The sequence below is a fragment of the Parasphingopyxis marina genome, assembly GCF_014237875.1.
Lineage (GTDB): Bacteria > Pseudomonadota > Alphaproteobacteria > Sphingomonadales > Sphingomonadaceae > Parasphingopyxis > Parasphingopyxis marina.
The window spans coordinates 388,797-403,954 of record NZ_JACJVJ010000002.1 but is presented as its reverse complement, the minus strand read 5'-3'; the positions used below and the strand labels follow the sequence as shown (position 1 = coordinate 403,954).

Sequence of the window (15,158 nt, the reverse complement as noted above, 5' to 3'; positions counted from 1 at the left end):
CCTGTTCCTCTCCTACCCCACCTGAAATTCGACCGGATTGCCCTGGTCGATCCAGATGCTCTTCAACTCGGTATAGGCGTCGAGCGCCTGTGCGCCCATTTCGCGTCCAAGCCCGCTTTGCTTGACGCCGCCAAACGGCATGGTGTGCCCCAATATCCGATAATTGTTGATCCAGACGGTGCCGGCGCGCAGCGCATCGGCCATGCGATGGGCGCGGCGGACATCCTCGGTCCAGGCCGCGGCGGCCAGTCCGTAGCGCGTATCGTTGGCGATGCGCACGGCTTCCTCCTCGCCCTCGAAACGGATCAGCGCGACGACTGGCCCGAAAATTTCCTCGCGCGCGATCCGGCAATCGTTGGAAACGTCGCCATAGACGGTCGGCGCGACGAAGAAGCCGGCCCTGTCGAGGCGCTTGCCGCCGGTAAGGCATTGGAGTCCTTCCTCCCTCGCCACCTCGAAAAAGCCGAGCACCTTCTCGAGCTGAGCGCGTGAGGCGAGGGGACCGAGCTGGGTGCCGGGATCAAGCGGATCGCCGGCGATCATCTTCTCCGCCCGTTCGACGAGCAGTTCGGCAACCCGATCATAAACCGGCGCTTCGACGAGCACGCGCGATCCCGCCATGCAGCTCTGTCCGGTTGCGGCGAAGATACCCGCCATCACGCCGTTCACGGCACTGTCGATATTGGCATCCGCAAAGATGATGTTGGGAGATTTGCCACCCATTTCGAGTGACACCCGCGCTGTGCGTTTTGCCGCTTCGACCGCAATCGCCTGGCCGGTCGCCGTTGAACCGGTAAAGGCAATCTTGTCCACTTTCGGATGTGCGACGAGCGCCACGCCGGACGCGCCGTGACCGGTGATGACATTGATGACGCCGGGAGGAAAACCGGCCTGCTCGGCAAGCTCGGCAAGCAATAGTGTGGAAGTCGGCGTTACTTCGGAGGGTTTGACGACAAGGGTGTTGCCGGCAGCGAGTGCCGGGCCGAGTTTCCAGCCGAGCAGCGCCAGCGGCGTGTTCCACGGCGTGATCGCAGCGACCACGCCGATCGGTTCTCGCTTCACATAGGTGGTGAAATTGGGCCGGGGCGGCGGCACGGCGAAGCCGCTATGCGCTTCGGCGAGACCCGCGAAGAAGCGGGTGTCGCCGGCCAATGCGCCGATGCCCGGACGCATCTCCGATATGAGTTTGCCGTTTTCGAATATCTGCTGCCGCGTCAGTTCCTCGCCATGCGCTTCGACGAGATCGGCGAGACGATAGAGAAGCCGCGCGCGCTCGGCCGCCAATGTCGTGCGCCAGCTATCAAAGGCTCCGGCGGCCGCTTCGACGGCATCACCTATGTCGGTTGCCGAGGCTTCGGGCACCGCGCCCCATTCGGTTTCGGTGTAAGGATCGATGCACGGGAAGCTTTTCTCGGCATCGCGCCATTCGCCACCGATCAGCATCCGCCATTCGCGCTCCGCGGGCTTCTCCCTTTCTGCCACCATCTTCTCCTTCGATATCGAAGGTAGGTGATCTAACCGGCCTTGAACAAGCAAAGGCTTGCCCGGACTTTTCATCGGGTGGAATGCGTGCGTGCCGGGAAGGAATGCCCTGGTGACCCCTACGGGAATCGAACCCGTGTTTCAGCCGTGAGAGGGCCGCGTCCTAACCGCTAGACGAAGGGGCCATAAGCGGGCGGCTGATTTAGGGGTGAGGGGAGGCGAGGTCAACTCCCGCGCGGATCTGTGCTATGATCCGCTCTTCGGCGTTTCGCCGACTCCGTACAGCGCAGGGAGAGCCGCCATGGCCGTTCGTCTCAAGATCGATTTCGTTTCCGATGTCTCTTGCCCCTGGTGCGTGATCGGGCTTCGCAATCTCGAAGCGGCGCTCGACGCGATCGGCGACGAGATCGACGCGACCGTTCGCTTCAACCCATTTGAACTCAATCCCGATATGCCCGTCGAAGGCGTCGACCGGGCCGAATATTTTGCCTCAAAATACCGGATGCCCGCCGAAGAGGCGAAAGCGCGCAGCGACGAGATCAAGGCGCGGGCCGAGGGAACGGGCTTCGCGATGAACGCCGGGCCGGGCTTTCGCGTCTACAACACTTTCGATGCGCACCGACTGCTCGAATGGGCGGTGGACGAGGGCAGGCAGCGTCCGCTCAAGCACGCGCTGTTCCAGGCTTATTTCACCGATTGCCGCAATATCGGCGATCACGAGACGCTGGCCGATATCGCGGCAAGCGTTGGACTGGACCGGGCGAAAGCGATGGAGGTGCTGACGAGCGGATCCTATGCCGGGCATGTCCGCGCCGAGCAGCGGCACAACCGGGATCGCGGCATCCAGTCGGTTCCCACGATAATCATCAACGATATCTATGTGATCAATGGCGGCCAGCCCGCGCCGACATTCGAAAAGGCACTGCGGCACATCGCCGGCGAAATGTCCAAGCCCGTATCCCCGCTTTCCGCCGTTCCTGCCTGAACATTTTGTTTTCGGCGCGGTCCCGCTAGGCTGGGTCCTCCTCGACGGAGCCAGGGAAGGGCGCGGACATGTCTTTGAAATGGGGTATTATAGCGGCCTTGATGGCGGCCTCTGCGCCCGCGGCTTCGCAAAGCGATGCTTTTCATCCCGGTCCCGTCATCCCGGGTTTCGGCAATGTCGCCAATGTCGAGCAGGATATGGAAATTCCAGCCGACGCAGAATTTCGGGTCGTCTTCGACGTTTCGACGGCTGCGGATCCCGGCGAGATCAACCGGACGTTCGCCAGCGCCGCCCGGTTTCTCAATATGCACGCCGAAGCCGGGGTTCCGGAAGAGCGCATTCACCTTGCGATCGTCATTCACGGCCGGGCGGTGCGGGACGTCACCCGCGACCCATTCTATGGCGCGCATACTGACGGCGCTGAAAACGGAAGTGGTGCAGCGGTTGCCGAGCTTCAGCGTCACGGCGTCCGCTTCTATGTCTGCGGCCAGAGCGCGGCCTATTACGGTGTCGCTAATGCCGATCTTCTGCCCGGGGTAGAGATGGCCTTGTCCGCGATGACGGCGCACGCGCTGCTCCAGCAGCAGGGCTATACACTGAACCCGTTTTAGCCCTGAAACGCCCCGATGGCGGCGGAGATCGCAACGCTCGGTTAACCTTTATTCAAATGCTTGGCCGTAAACCCTTTTCGGTATTTGGGGTTTGGAACGCATGGGCCGAATGGCGCTTTTTCTGACGGCGTTGCGATGGAGCGCCGGGAACGCGCGCGCGATTTTCGCGCTCGCAGCAGCGCTATTGGTGCTTCTGGGCCCCGTCCAGGCATCGGCTGAACCCGGGGTTCAGCCTTTCGAAGACGGCTGCCTTCTCCAGACGGACACACCACTCAGTTTCGCCGAAGCCGAAGCGCGCAGTGCCGATTTCGATTGCTCGGCCGGTTCAGCGGAGGTTTTCGGCCTCTATGCCTGGGTCCGGCTCACGACGGCCGATGCTGGCCTGCCCGATGGCCCGCTCTACCTCGAAAGCGATATCGCCCCGGTGGACGAGCTTACGGTCGCCCTGCGCGGGTCCGATGGACAATGGTCGGTGCGCCGGTACGATTCGGAAGATATCGCGAGGCGCTGGACCGCGGGCGCCCGCTATTCGATCCGCATCGATGGCGGCGAGCGCGCGGTCGAGGAGATCCTGATCGGCGTCGACGGGCTCTGGTCGCGCGCCTCGATCACGACGGTCGAAATCGTTTCGGCGAGCACGGCCGCGCATCAGCGCTACGGCCGTTCGGTGGTCTTCGCCATTTTCTGCGGGCTCGTCCTCCTGCCGATCCTCTATAGCGGCGCCTTCTATTTCTTCCTGCGCTATCGCTTCATGCTGCTGCACGCGCTCATGGCGACCAGCATCGTCGTCTATACCCTGTGTTCGTCGAACCTCGTGATGTTCTTCTTTCCCGAGACCGGGCTCTGGCTGCGGATCATCCTTGCTTATTCGGCCCTGTCGATGGCCGTCGCCTTCGCCGGCTTCTTTTCGCTCGCCTTTATCGAAGAAGGGATATTCTCGGAGCGGCAAAAGCGCTTCGTCGTGGGGACCAGTATCCTGCTTGCCGTCAATGCGGCCTGCATGATGACCATCTACCCGATGATGCCCTTTATCGGGCGCAACCTGTATCACCTCGCCTATCTCCCGCAGCTCGCGGCGTTCGTAGTCCTGATCCCTTATGCCCTGCGCAAGGGCAGCAAGGCGGCATGGTTCATATTGGGCGGCTGGTCGCTGTCCGCCTTGCTCGCCAGCGAGCGGATCATGCGCGGACTCGATCTCTACATCCTGCCGACGGAAATCGACTATACCCTCTATCTGGGCCTCAGCCTCGAGGCGATCGTTACGGCGATGGGCGTTGCCTATCGCGTCATGGTGCTGCGCCGTGAGCGCGACCAGGCCGTCGCCCGGGAGCAGGAGCTGCAGAAGCTCGCCGATACCGACGGGCTCACCGGACTTGGCAACCGCCGCAGCTTCGATCTCGCGCTGACGCGCAATCCCACCGGCGCGCTGGCGATCCTCGATCTCGACCATTTCAAGCAGATCAACGACCGTTACGGCCACCAGGTTGGAGACGATGTACTGCGCGAATCCGGGAAGCTGATGCGCAACGTGCGGGCCAAGGGCTATTGCCGCAAGGCGTACCGGCTGGGCGGCGAGGAATTTGCGCTGATGCTCGATGCCCGGAACGCCGAGGAGGCGCGTATCCTCGCCGATGCGATCCGCATGACCTTTATAGTAACGATCGAACAGGCGGTGCGATCGCTCAACGAACCGATCACGGTCAGTATCGGGGTCGCGATGATCGACGGCAGGCCGGCCGACGAAATCTTCAGCGCAGCGGATACCGCCCTTTACGCCGCCAAGCTGGAGGGCCGGGACCGGGTCGTGCTGGAAGGCGGGTCCGGCAATGGCCCGGAAGCCGCGCAGGGCGGAGCGGTGCTCAATCCGCGCACCGCCTGACCGCATCGCGCGCCGATGCGCGGTTCCGACCGTTAACCTTTATCCCATCATGTTCGATTAGGACCGATTTTCATGCGGTTAGCGACAATCACGAACTGGGCCTATGGGGCGACGGTGGCGCTCACGGTCGTTTCGGGCACGACGATGCTGCTGGCGTCGAGCGCTCATGAAAAGGAGCGCGCGGCTGTCGAGCAACGCTATCGGCTCGACCAGGCGACGTCGCGGCTGGATGCGGAAATATACCGGCTCACCGATCAGGCGCGCGAATATGTGATCACCGGGGATCCGGTCCATCTTACGGTTTACCGGCGCCATGTCGATCAGCTCGACGAAATCCAAGGCCGGATATCCCATATCGAGGATGCCGGCGCGCTTCCGGACGAGCTCGACGCCCTGGCCGAAGGCATAGGCTGGGCCGACACGCTGCATGACGAACAGGAGGCGGCGATCGCGGCCTATCAGGGCGGCGACAGCGATACGGCCCGCGGGATCATGTTCGGCCCGGAATATGAGCGCGAACTCGCGCGCATGGACAATATGATCGAACGTTTCCAATATCGTCTCGATCAACGGACCGCCAACGAGGTCGCCGATGCCGAACGGGCGGCGCGGCTCTGGCGGACCATTTCGGAAATCGTCGTCGCGATCACCGCGCTGCTCTTCTTCTGCGTTCTCTTCTTCGTGTTGCGCCAACGCATCTTGCGGCCCGTGGTCCGGCTCAGCGACGTGCTCACCCGTCTCGCGGCGCAGGATTACGAGGTGGAAGCGCCCGATTATGACCAGGTCGACGAGATCGGCGATATGGCCGGAGCGATTCGCGTCTTTCGCGAAAACGGCCTTGAACGCCAGCGTCTCGAACGCGAGCGCGAGGCCGACCGGGCGGCGCGCGACCTGCTGTCGCGCATGATCCAGCGGATGCAGGGCTGCCAGACGATGGCCGACCTCAACGGCATCGTCGAACGCTTTGCGCCGCAAATCATCCCCAGCCATGCCGGGCGCCTTTATGTGCTCGACGGAGCGCGCAGGGTGATGGCCGAGAGCTGTAGCTGGCTCGATCCTCGGCATTCGGGCGCGGAATTTCCGCTCAACAGCTGCTGGGCCTTGCGGCGCGGTGTGATGCACAAGCCGCTCGGGGACGATATCGATATAGCCTGCGAGCATCTCGGCGCGGCGGATGGCGAGATCGTCGAAAGCATCTGCTTGCCGCTGACGGTCCAGCAGGAAACGATCGGCCTGCTGTATCTCGAAGCGCGCGAGCCGGGCAGCGCGCAGGACGACGCCGCCGAAATCTACATCAACCTGCTGGCGGAGAATATCGCGTCGTCGCTGGCCAATTTCCGGCTCCGCGAAGCCTTGCGCGAGATGGCGATGATCGACGGATTGACCGGGATTCCGAACCGGCGTTCCTTCGATGAAAATCTCGCGGAACTCGCCGGCGCTGCAGGACGGGGCGATTTTCCCCTGAGCTGCCTGATGCTCGATGTCGACCATTTCAAACGGTTCAACGATACCCATGGCCATGAAGCGGGCGATATCGTGCTGCGGGAAATCGGTACCGTACTTGCAAATTCGACGCGGGAAGACGGTATGGCCTTCCGCTATGGTGGCGAGGAATTCGCGCTGCTGATGCCCGATTTTGGCCTCGACGCGGCAAATGATCGCGCCGAACAGATCCGCGCCGAAATCCGCGCGCTCAGCCTGCACCAGGGCGACCGCGCTCTCGGCGCGATCACGGTGTCGATCGGCCTTGCAAGCGCGCCCGAACTGGTCCCCGTCGACCGCTTGATCAACGCCGCCGATGCGGCGCTGTATCGGGCCAAGGAAAGCGGTCGCGACCGCATCGTCGTGGCGACCGCGCGCGACAAGAAAGCCGCCGCCTGATCCTGCCGGCCGGAGTGAAAGGTCACATCCGGTTGACACTGGTTGACACAGGCCGGGGGTAATCGCCGAAGGTTACGCCCGGCGCGGATGGGCCGCAAGGCATCGCCCACCGGCCGAGGACCGGTGCTCATATACCGCTGAGAAAGAACCGGGTTTCAGGATATCAAAACAGGGCCCGTGTAGGACAGGAAAATCCGCAGTGCTTTCGTGCGTATCCGCTTAAGCCGCCGCTGCCTCTTTCTCGCGCGCCGCCATTTCGGTGTTGAGCATCTCGGCGAGCAGGAACGCCAGCTCGATGCTTTGCCCCGCATTCAGGCGCGGATCGCAATGGGTGTGGTAACGATCGCCAAGATCCTGGTCGGTGACGTCGATCGCGCCGCCCGTGCATTCGGTCACGTCCTGGCCGGTCATTTCGCAATGGATGCCGCCGCCATAGGTGCCCTCGGCGCGGTGGACGGCGAAGAAGCCCTTCACCTCGGCAAGGATACGCTCGAAAGGCCGGGTCTTGTAGCCGCTATCCGCCTTGATCGTGTTGCCGTGCATCGGGTCGCACGACCAGATCACCGGATGCCCTTCGGCCTTCACGGCGCGTACGAGCCGCGGAAACTGCTCCTCGATACTGTCATGCCCGAAGCGGCTGATCAGCGTGATCCGGCCGGGCGAGCGTTCGGGGTCGAGCGTGTCGAGCAGCTTGAGCAGATCGTCGGGATCGAGGCTCGGCCCGCATTTCATGCCTATCGGATTGGCGATGCCGCGGAAATATTCGACATGGGCGGAATCTTCGAACCGCGTGCGGTCTCCGATCCAGACGAAATGGGCGGACGTGTCGTACCAGTCGCCGGTCAGGCTGTCGCGGCGGGTCAGCGCCTCCTCATAGGGCAGCAGCAGCGCCTCGTGAGACACATAGAATTGCGTGCCGTTCAATTGCGGCACCATGTCGGCGTTGATGCCGCAGGCGTCCATGAAGGCCAGCGCCTCGCCGATCCGCCCGGCCAGTTCCTCAAACTTCGTCGCCCAGGGGCTCTTGCCCATGAAATCGAGCGTCCAGCTATGCACCTTGTGGAGGTTCGCATAGCCTCCGCTCGCATAGGCGCGCAGCAGGTTGAGCGTCGCGGAGGCCTGGCTATAGGCGCGGATCATGCGCTGGGGATCGGGAACGCGCGAGGCTTCCTCGAACGCGATGTCGTTGACGATATCGCCGCGATAGGAGGGCAGCGAGACGCCGCCCTGTTCCTCGACGTCGGACGAGCGCGGCTTGGCGAACTGCCCGGCCATCCGCCCGACCTTCACCACCGGCACCTTGGACGCATAGGTCAGGACCACGGCCATCTGCAGGATGACGCGGAAGGTATCGCGAATATTGGTCGGGTTGAACTCGGCGAAGCTTTCCGCGCAATCGCCGCCCTGGAGCAGGAACGCCTTGCCCTGCGCGACCTCGGAAAGGTCGGCGCGCAGCTGGCGGGCCTCGCCGGCGAAAATCAGCGGCGGATAGTTGGCGAGCGTCGCCTCCACCGATGCGAGTGCATCCGCATCGGTATAGTTGGGCATCTGGATGCCATTGGCATCACGCCAGCTCTGTGGTGTCCATTCGCGCATATTTGCCGCCTAACCTCGATTTCGGGCGGTTTCATGCGGGAGAGGGCCCCAAATTGCAACGAAAGAAGTCGTTTGCGCCGGAAAAGCTCGCTTTCGCTCTTCGCGCGGGATCAGCCGGCCACCCAGTTGCCGTGAAAGCCCGGCGGGATGCGGTGGGGCAGGCGGACGGTGCCGACCGGCGGCGCGGTGAAATTCGCCGCGTCGAGGATCGCGAGCTCGGTCGTGTCGTCGGTCATGTCGATGACGAGGCCGACGAGCCAGCCTTCATCTTCCCCGTCTCCGCGCGGTACGAAAACGAATTCGCCGGGATGGCGATGCGGCCCGAAATCATGGACCTCGCGGGTGCCGGCGTCGAGATCGTGCTTGAACAGCCGCGTGTCGGCGATCAGCCCCGGGATGTCGTGCGGGTTTTCCGCCGCCATGCAATAGGCGTAGCGATAGGGCTTGCAGGTCCGCCGTTCGTCGTAGCGCGGAAATTCCTGCATCTCGCCGTCGACGACCGTGCGTTGCACCTTGGTGCCGCCCGCCGGCAGCGTCCAGCGTTCGAAAGCGGAGCGCGATCCGTCCGGCCCGTCATGGCCGTCGTCGAACATCTTGTCGTGCGCGACCACGTCGATGATCACGCTGCCGTCTTCGGTTTCAAAGGCATTTGCCGGGTGGAAGACATAGCAGGGCTCGACATCGAACCAGTGCATATCGGCATTCGTGCCGGTGCGCGGCATCAGGCCGACCCGCGCCCTGTGCTCGGGATTCCAGCGATAGGGGAAGGGGTGGCCGCCCATCAGCGTCTTCATCGAGAAAGTGACGGGCAGGTCCAGGACGATCACGTAATTTTCGGTGATCTGGCAATCATGGATGCTGGGGCCGTGGGCGACCGTGATCGGTTCTTCGCGGATCACCTTGCCCGCGCTGTCGAGAACGGTGTGCCAGACGGTGTCCTGCACGTCGCCGCGATAGCAGATGGCGTGGCTTTCGCCGGTCGCCGGATCGAGATGGGGGTGGGCGGTGTAGGAATTTTGCAGCGATCCGTCGAACGGGTTGATCGACAGCGTTTCCAGTTCCTCGGAAAGCTCGACCGGCGAATTGCCGGCTTCGATGATCGCCCAGGTGCGGCCGCCGATGCCGACGATATTGGTATTGGCGGTCCCGCGCTCGCGGCCATGGGGCGAGGGTGCGGGCGGTTCGCCCAGCGCCTTGCTGACGGCTTCGGAGCGAATCCAGCGGTTGCGATACCAGAGCGCCTTGCCGCCGCCGATCTTCAGGCCGTGCGCCATGCCGTCGCCGATGAACCAGTGATGGGTCGCGGGATTGACCTCTGCCACCGGGTTGGGGCCGATCCGCAGATAGCGGCCGTCGAGTTCGGCGGGGATCGAGCCCTCGACCTCCAGCTCGGTGAGGGTCAGCTCCTCGGCCATCGGCTTGTGAATGCCGGTGAGATAGGGATGATCGCCCTCGCGGCTCTTGAGCGCGGCGCTGACCTTGGCGACGCCGAGGATGCCGGAGGTGACGGTCTTGCGGATGGTCTTTTCGATAACGCTGGCCATGGGGCGATTTCCTCTGCCGATACGGTGTTCGGGGTTGATTTCGACTCGCTATGTTTACATTGTTAAGATTGGCGTTTAATGGTAACGATGTCAACATAGGAAAAAGCGTGAAAAAACAGAGCTATCATCACGGCGATCTGCGCAGCGCGCTGGTGGAGACGGGTTTGCGGCTGCTGCGGGAAAAGGGCGATGGCGATATCGGCCTGCGCGAAGTCGCCCGCGAAACCGGGGTCAGCGCCACCGCCGTGTACCGGCATTTCCCGGACAAGGACGCGCTGCTCCACGCGCTGGCCCGGGCAGGCTATGAGAAGCTTTTCGATGCGCAGGAGGCCGCGGCTGCCGGCAAGCCCGACCGCGAACAGGCCTTTCGGGCGACCGGCCAGGCCTATGTCCATTTCGCCGTCGCCAACCCGGCGCTGTTCGGCCTGATGACGGCCTATATGCCCGCGGCCGGGGAAGAGGAGGCGCTGGCCTTGTCGACCGAGAGCCGGGCAGGCGTGTCGCTGCGCGAGAATATCGCCGCGCTGATGCCCGAAGGATCGGGCAGGCGCGCGCAGGACATCGCGGCGATACAGGCGATGGCGCTGGTCCACGGGCTGGCGCAGCTCGTTATCGGCGGCCAGGTTCCCAATGATCCCGAGCTGATCGACGCCGCGGTCGACCAGTTCGGCGACTGGCGGCATTCACACGCCCAGGCGGAAAGCTAGGCCCCCGGCACGCCCAGTGCGCGGGCGGAATTGTTGATTCGCTCGAGCTGCGCGGAATTGTTCGCAAAGGCTTCGCGCGCGCGCCGCCAGGCCTGGCTCGCCCGCGCCGACTGGCCGAGCTGCATGCGCGAGCGCATCAGCATGATCCAGCCATCGGCATCGTTGGGATTGCCCTGCAGCCGCTGATCGAGCCCGTCGACCATATCCTCGACCATCATGTCCTGCTGGCCCTGGGGCAGCTGGCTGGCTTCGCGCATCTGTTGCGGCGTCGGCCCGGGAATGCCCTGCGTGACGGCGGCCGGGAGGTTGGTCTGGGCGGCGGTGCCGGGCGGCGGGACGCGGCCTTCGATGTCGATATTCTCGGCCTGCGCCACCTGCGCGATCAGCTGGCGGAGATCGCCCTCCCAGGGAGAACCGGGCGGCGTATCGCGCAGCAGCGCGATCCAGTCGTCGACCGCCCCCCGATGATCGCCGGCCATGTCCTTGCGGACGCCTTCGAAATAGCGGGCGCGGGGATCGGCGGGATCGAGCTCCAGCGCGCGGGCAAAGGCCTGCGCCGCTTCGGCGGGAAAGGCGCCGTCGGCGGCCAGCGCAAGCGCTTCGCCGCGCGCCGAGAAATAGCGGGCATTGGTAGAATCGAGCGCGCTCGCCCGGCCATAGGCCTCGGCGGCGTCGGGGTAGCGGCCGACCTGGTAATAGGCGAGGCCGAGCATCGCCCAGCCTTCCTCATCCTCCGGATTGGCCTCGACCCGTGCTTCGAGATCGGGAATCGCGCCGGCAATATCCTCGTCGGTTAGCGAGGGGTCGATCGCGCCGCTCGGCGCTCCGCTGGCCGCCGCGCCCCGTTCGTCGCCCCGGGCTATCGCATAGCCGATGGAAAAGGTGGCGATCGCGGCGGCGGCGATCAGGGCGTAGCGGGCGGTTCCCACGCTTCCCCGGCCGCGATTTTCGCTTTTCGATTCACTTGCTTGGGTCATGCCGGCACTATTCCAAAAAATGCCCGCCCTATCTAGCTTGTCCCTGCAAAGATGATAGAGTGGTGATCGGGCGCACAGGAATTCGTTGAGAATCCGGGCAAAACCGGATCATTATTCGATTTGGGCCGGGACGGCAGGGGGAAGTTGTGGCAGACGCCTATCGCATAGCGATCATCGGCTCTGGGCCTGCCGGGCTCAGCGCGGCCGGACGTGCGGCGGAGCTGGGCCTGTCCCACGTCCTTCTCGAAAAGACCGACCATCTTTCCGATACGATCTACAAGTATCAGAAGGGCAAGCACGTCATGGCGACGCCGAACCAGCTGATCCTGCGTTCGGACATGGATTTCGACGCCGGCAAGCGCGAAGTGGTGCTCGGCACCTGGGACGAGCAGGCGGCCAGCCTCGGCGTCAACGTCAAGCTCAACGCGGACGTGACCGAAATCACCGGCGATGCCGGCAATTTCCAGATCAAGCTGGCGGGCGGCGAGACGATCCAGGCCGAAAATGTGATCCTCGCCATCGGCACGCAGGGCAACCCGAACACGATGCGGGTTCCCGGCGGCGACAAGCCGCATATCCAGTACCAGCTCGACGATCCCACCGAATATGTCGACGAACATATCATCGTCATCGGATCGGGCGATGCGGGAATCGAGAATGCGCTCGGCCTCGCCGCCGATGCCGAGCAGGGCAATGTCGTCACCATCCTCAACCGTTCGGCCGAGTTCGCGCGCGCCAAGGATGCCAACGTCAAGCTGCTCCAGCAGGCGGGCGAGCAGGGCCGCATCAACATCATGACCGAGACGACGCCCTCCGAGGTGCTCGACAAGCAGATCATGCTCGACACCCGCGACGGGCAGACCAAGATCCGGTGCGACCGGATCATCGCGCGGATGGGCTCCGCGCCGCCGCGCAAATTCGTAGAAGCCTGCGGCGTCGAATTTGCCAGCGAGGAGCGGGAGGCCTTTCCCAAGCTGTCGCCGGCCTTCGAATCGACGAAGAAGGGAATCTTCGTCATCGGCGCGCTCGCCGGTTATCCGCTGATCAAACATTGCATGAACCAGGGCTATGACGTCGTCGAGTTCATCAACGGCAATACCGATCTCAAACCGGCGGACGAGCCGCTGCTCGAGGAAAAGTTCCGGGGCCTTCCCGGCGGCCGCTCGGTGGCCGACTGGCTGGAATTTCTGCGCGCGCGCGTCACCATCCTCAACGAGCTTTCGCCGCTGCAGATGCGCGAATTCATGCTCGATTCCGAAGTGCAGTTCTTCCGGCGCGGGGCGACCATTTTCGAAAAGAACGAGCCCGGCTCCTCGCTGTTCGGCATTGCCGAGGGCAAGGTGTCGGTTCAGTTGAGCGAGGCCGATCCCTCGCTGACGGCGCCGATCGACCAGGGGTCCATCTTCGGCGAAGTCGGGCTGGTTTCCGGCCGCCGCCGCGGTTCGACGATCACCGCCGCGGAAGACACGATCGTCGTCGAAATCCCCCGCATGGCGGCGCTCAAGCTGATGGCGACGGTACCGGCGGCCAAGCGCGCGATCACCAACATCTCCACCGAGCGCCAGCTTTTGCAGATGTTCGGATCGGGCCTGACCTCCGAAGATCTCGTCGAGGTCATGAAGACCGCCGAAATCGTGAATGTGAAGGCGGGCGAGGCGATCATCAACGAAGGCGAGGAGGGGACCGATATCTTCGTCATCCGGTCCGGCTCGATGGTCGTCGAGAAGATGGTCGGCCGGAAACCGGTCTTCCTCTCCTATCTGCCGGCGGGCAGCTATGTCGGCGAAATGTCGCTGCTCGACGGCGGCCGCCGGACCGCGACCGTGCGCGCGGCGATCAAGTCCGAAGTCATCAAGGTCGATGGCGCGGCGTTCGGTACGCTGCTCGAGCGCAAACCGCAGCTGCTCGACCGCGCCCGGCGCGACATGTCCGCGCGCGAAGACGTGAACAATTTCGTCGAGGCGAAGAAGGACAGCTTCTCCGGCGTCGTCGACATGTACAGTTCGGTCGCCTCCTTCCTGGTCGAAAACGGCATCGGCGAAGCGACCGACGTGCTGTTGATCGACGAACATCTGTGCGTCGGCTGCGACAATTGCGAAAAGGCCTGCGCCGACAGCCATGACGGGCTCTCGCGTCTCAACCGCGAAGCCGGGCGTACCTATGCGCATCTCCATGTGCCGACATCCTGCCGCCATTGCGAACATCCGCATTGCATGGCCGATTGCCCGCCCAACGCGATTCATCGCGGCGACGATGGCGAGGTGTTCATCGACGAGACCTGCATCGGCTGCGGCAATTGCCAGCGCAACTGCCCCTATGGCGTGATCCGCATGGAAAAGACGCCCCCGAAAAAGCCCTCGCTGCTGAGCTGGCTGTTCTTCGGCATCGGCCCGGGCCCTGGCGAGCCCGACCATGACTGGATCGATGCCAATGTCGCGGACGACACGCCGAAAAAGGCGATCAAATGCGATATGTGCGCGGGGATCGAGGGCGGCCCGGCCTGTGTGCGTGCCTGCCCGACCGGCGCGGCCATCCGCGTGGCGCCGGAAGAATTCCTGTCGGTTTCCCGGCTCGAAACGGAGCAGCTCTAGCCATGGCGACACGGGGCGCGGAACCGACCGGCGGCGAAATCGACCGCACGACCCTGAAGGGCGGCGTGCAGCATGAGGGCTTCCTGCGCTATCGCCGCCTCTATTGGGCGAAGATGGCCGGCGCGATCTCGGCCACGCTGATCGTCGCCTATCTGCTGATCGATATCAAACCGCGGCCCAATGGCGGCAGCTGGTTCGGCTATACGCTGGGCACCGCAGGCGTGCTGCTGATCGTCTGGCTCGCCTTTCTCGGCGTCAGGAAACGCGCGATGACGCCGGGTCGCTGGTCGCTCAAGGCCTGGACTTCGGCGCATGTCTATCTGGGCCTTTCGCTGATCGTGATCGGCACCTTGCATACGGGCTTCCAGCTGGGCTGGAACGTCCACACCCTGGCCTGGGTGCTGATGATGATCGTCATCCTCTCGGGCCTGTTCGGGATCACGGCCTATACGACCCTGCCGGGCAAGCTCAGTACGAACCGGGACGAGACGACCGAGGCGCAAATGCTTGAGACGCTGGCCGATATCAATCGCCAGCTATTCGATGCCGCCCAGCCGCTCGAAGCCGGTAGCGCGGCGGTCGTGCAGCGGGCGATCGACGAGAACGCCTTTTCCGGCGGGATCTGGCGGCGCCTGTCCTCGCGTCAGCAGATCGGCGGAACCGCCGAGGCGCTGGCCGAATTCCGTGCCCGGTCCAGCGCCGGGGATTCGCCGCTCGACACTCTCTACGACCGGCTGGAGGCGCTGCTTTCCCGCAAGCAGGCGGCGCTCGCCCGGGTTCGCCGCCATCTGCGGATAAAGGGGCTGTTGCAGGTCTGGCTGTATATCCATGTGCCCGTCACCTTTGCGCTTCTCGCAGCGCTTTCGGCGCACATCATCAGCGTGTTTTTCTACTGGTAGGGGCGC

Annotated in this window: 11 protein-coding genes and 1 tRNA gene; 7 read left to right on the top strand and 5 right to left on the bottom strand. The window is 63.9% G+C overall.

The window, feature by feature from the left end:
- Positions 1-12: 12 nt before the first annotated feature.
- Positions 13-1,482 (bottom strand): aldehyde dehydrogenase, encoded by a 1,470-nt coding sequence (locus tag H6P80_RS10585; protein WP_221892987.1) that lies wholly within the window; start codon positions 1,480-1,482, stop codon positions 13-15.
- Between the two features lie 110 nt (positions 1,483-1,592).
- A tRNA-Glu gene (locus H6P80_RS10580) sits at positions 1,593-1,667 on the bottom strand.
- 116 nt (positions 1,668-1,783) lie between these two features.
- Here H6P80_RS10580 and H6P80_RS10575 point away from each other — a divergent pair.
- From H6P80_RS10575 to H6P80_RS10560, 4 genes are all read left to right on the top strand, one after another.
- Positions 1,784-2,467, top strand: coding sequence for a DsbA family oxidoreductase (locus H6P80_RS10575; RefSeq protein WP_185801350.1), 684 nt, complete (start codon positions 1,784-1,786; stop codon positions 2,465-2,467).
- Between the two features lie 101 nt (positions 2,468-2,568).
- Positions 2,569-3,078: a DsrE family protein gene (locus tag H6P80_RS10570; RefSeq protein ID WP_235973864.1), complete on the top strand. Its 510-nt coding sequence runs from the start codon at positions 2,569-2,571 to the stop codon at positions 3,076-3,078.
- 109 nt (positions 3,079-3,187) lie between these two features.
- Positions 3,188-4,957, top strand: a complete 1,770-nt coding sequence (locus tag H6P80_RS10565; protein ID WP_185801348.1) for a sensor domain-containing diguanylate cyclase — start codon at positions 3,188-3,190, stop codon at positions 4,955-4,957.
- Between the two features lie 72 nt (positions 4,958-5,029).
- Positions 5,030-6,838: a sensor domain-containing diguanylate cyclase gene (locus H6P80_RS10560; protein ID WP_185801347.1), complete on the top strand. Its 1,809-nt coding sequence runs from the start codon at positions 5,030-5,032 to the stop codon at positions 6,836-6,838.
- A gap of 219 nt (positions 6,839-7,057) precedes the next feature.
- On the opposite strand, the gene H6P80_RS10555 is transcribed toward H6P80_RS10560, so the two are convergent.
- Complete coding sequence (locus tag H6P80_RS10555; protein WP_185801346.1) at positions 7,058-8,434, bottom strand: class II 3-deoxy-7-phosphoheptulonate synthase; 1,377 nt, start codon at positions 8,432-8,434, stop codon at positions 7,058-7,060.
- Between the two features lie 110 nt (positions 8,435-8,544).
- A complete protein-coding gene (locus H6P80_RS10550; protein WP_185801345.1) occupies positions 8,545-9,978 on the bottom strand; it encodes an 8'-apo-carotenoid 13,14-cleaving dioxygenase in 1,434 nt (477 codons plus the stop codon).
- Between the two features lie 107 nt (positions 9,979-10,085).
- Between H6P80_RS10550 and H6P80_RS10545 the strand changes: the two genes are divergently transcribed.
- Positions 10,086-10,685: a TetR/AcrR family transcriptional regulator gene (locus tag H6P80_RS10545; RefSeq protein WP_328804988.1), complete on the top strand. Its 600-nt coding sequence runs from the start codon at positions 10,086-10,088 to the stop codon at positions 10,683-10,685.
- Here the strand turns inward: H6P80_RS10545 and H6P80_RS10540 are convergent.
- On the bottom strand, positions 10,682-11,662 hold the full coding sequence (locus H6P80_RS10540; RefSeq protein ID WP_185801343.1) for a tetratricopeptide repeat protein: 981 nt from the start codon (positions 11,660-11,662) through the stop codon (positions 10,682-10,684). The two genes, H6P80_RS10545 and H6P80_RS10540, sit on opposite strands and share 4 nt — an antisense overlap.
- A gap of 146 nt (positions 11,663-11,808) precedes the next feature.
- On the opposite strand from H6P80_RS10540, the gene H6P80_RS10535 reads away from it, so the two are divergent.
- Both H6P80_RS10535 and H6P80_RS10530 read left to right on the top strand, forming a co-directional pair.
- On the top strand, positions 11,809-14,253 hold the full coding sequence (locus H6P80_RS10535) for a cyclic nucleotide-binding domain-containing protein (RefSeq protein WP_185801342.1): 2,445 nt from the start codon (positions 11,809-11,811) through the stop codon (positions 14,251-14,253).
- Positions 14,254-14,255: 2 nt separating this feature from the next.
- On the top strand, positions 14,256-15,152 hold the full coding sequence (locus H6P80_RS10530) for a hypothetical protein (protein WP_185801341.1): 897 nt from the start codon (positions 14,256-14,258) through the stop codon (positions 15,150-15,152).
- Positions 15,153-15,158 lie beyond the last annotated feature (6 nt).

Bases quoted from the DNA above. Each gene is read 5' to 3' on its own strand.
- H6P80_RS10575 (WP_185801350.1), top strand. From the start codon at position 1,784: ATGGCCGTTCGTCTCAAGATCGATTTCGTTTCCGATGTCTCTTGCCCC.
- H6P80_RS10570 (WP_235973864.1), top strand. From the start codon at position 2,569: ATGGCGGCCTCTGCGCCCGCGGCTTCGCAAAGCGATGCTTTTCATCCC.
- H6P80_RS10565 (WP_185801348.1), top strand. From the start codon at position 3,188: ATGGCGCTTTTTCTGACGGCGTTGCGATGGAGCGCCGGGAACGCGCGC.
- H6P80_RS10560 (WP_185801347.1), top strand. From the start codon at position 5,030: ATGCGGTTAGCGACAATCACGAACTGGGCCTATGGGGCGACGGTGGCG.
- H6P80_RS10555 (WP_185801346.1), bottom strand. From the start codon at position 8,434: ATGCGCGAATGGACACCACAGAGCTGGCGTGATGCCAATGGCATCCAG.
- H6P80_RS10550 (WP_185801345.1), bottom strand. From the start codon at position 9,978: ATGGCCAGCGTTATCGAAAAGACCATCCGCAAGACCGTCACCTCCGGC.
- H6P80_RS10540 (WP_185801343.1), bottom strand. From the start codon at position 11,662: ATGACCCAAGCAAGTGAATCGAAAAGCGAAAATCGCGGCCGGGGAAGC.
- H6P80_RS10530 (WP_185801341.1), top strand. From the start codon at position 14,256: ATGGCGACACGGGGCGCGGAACCGACCGGCGGCGAAATCGACCGCACG.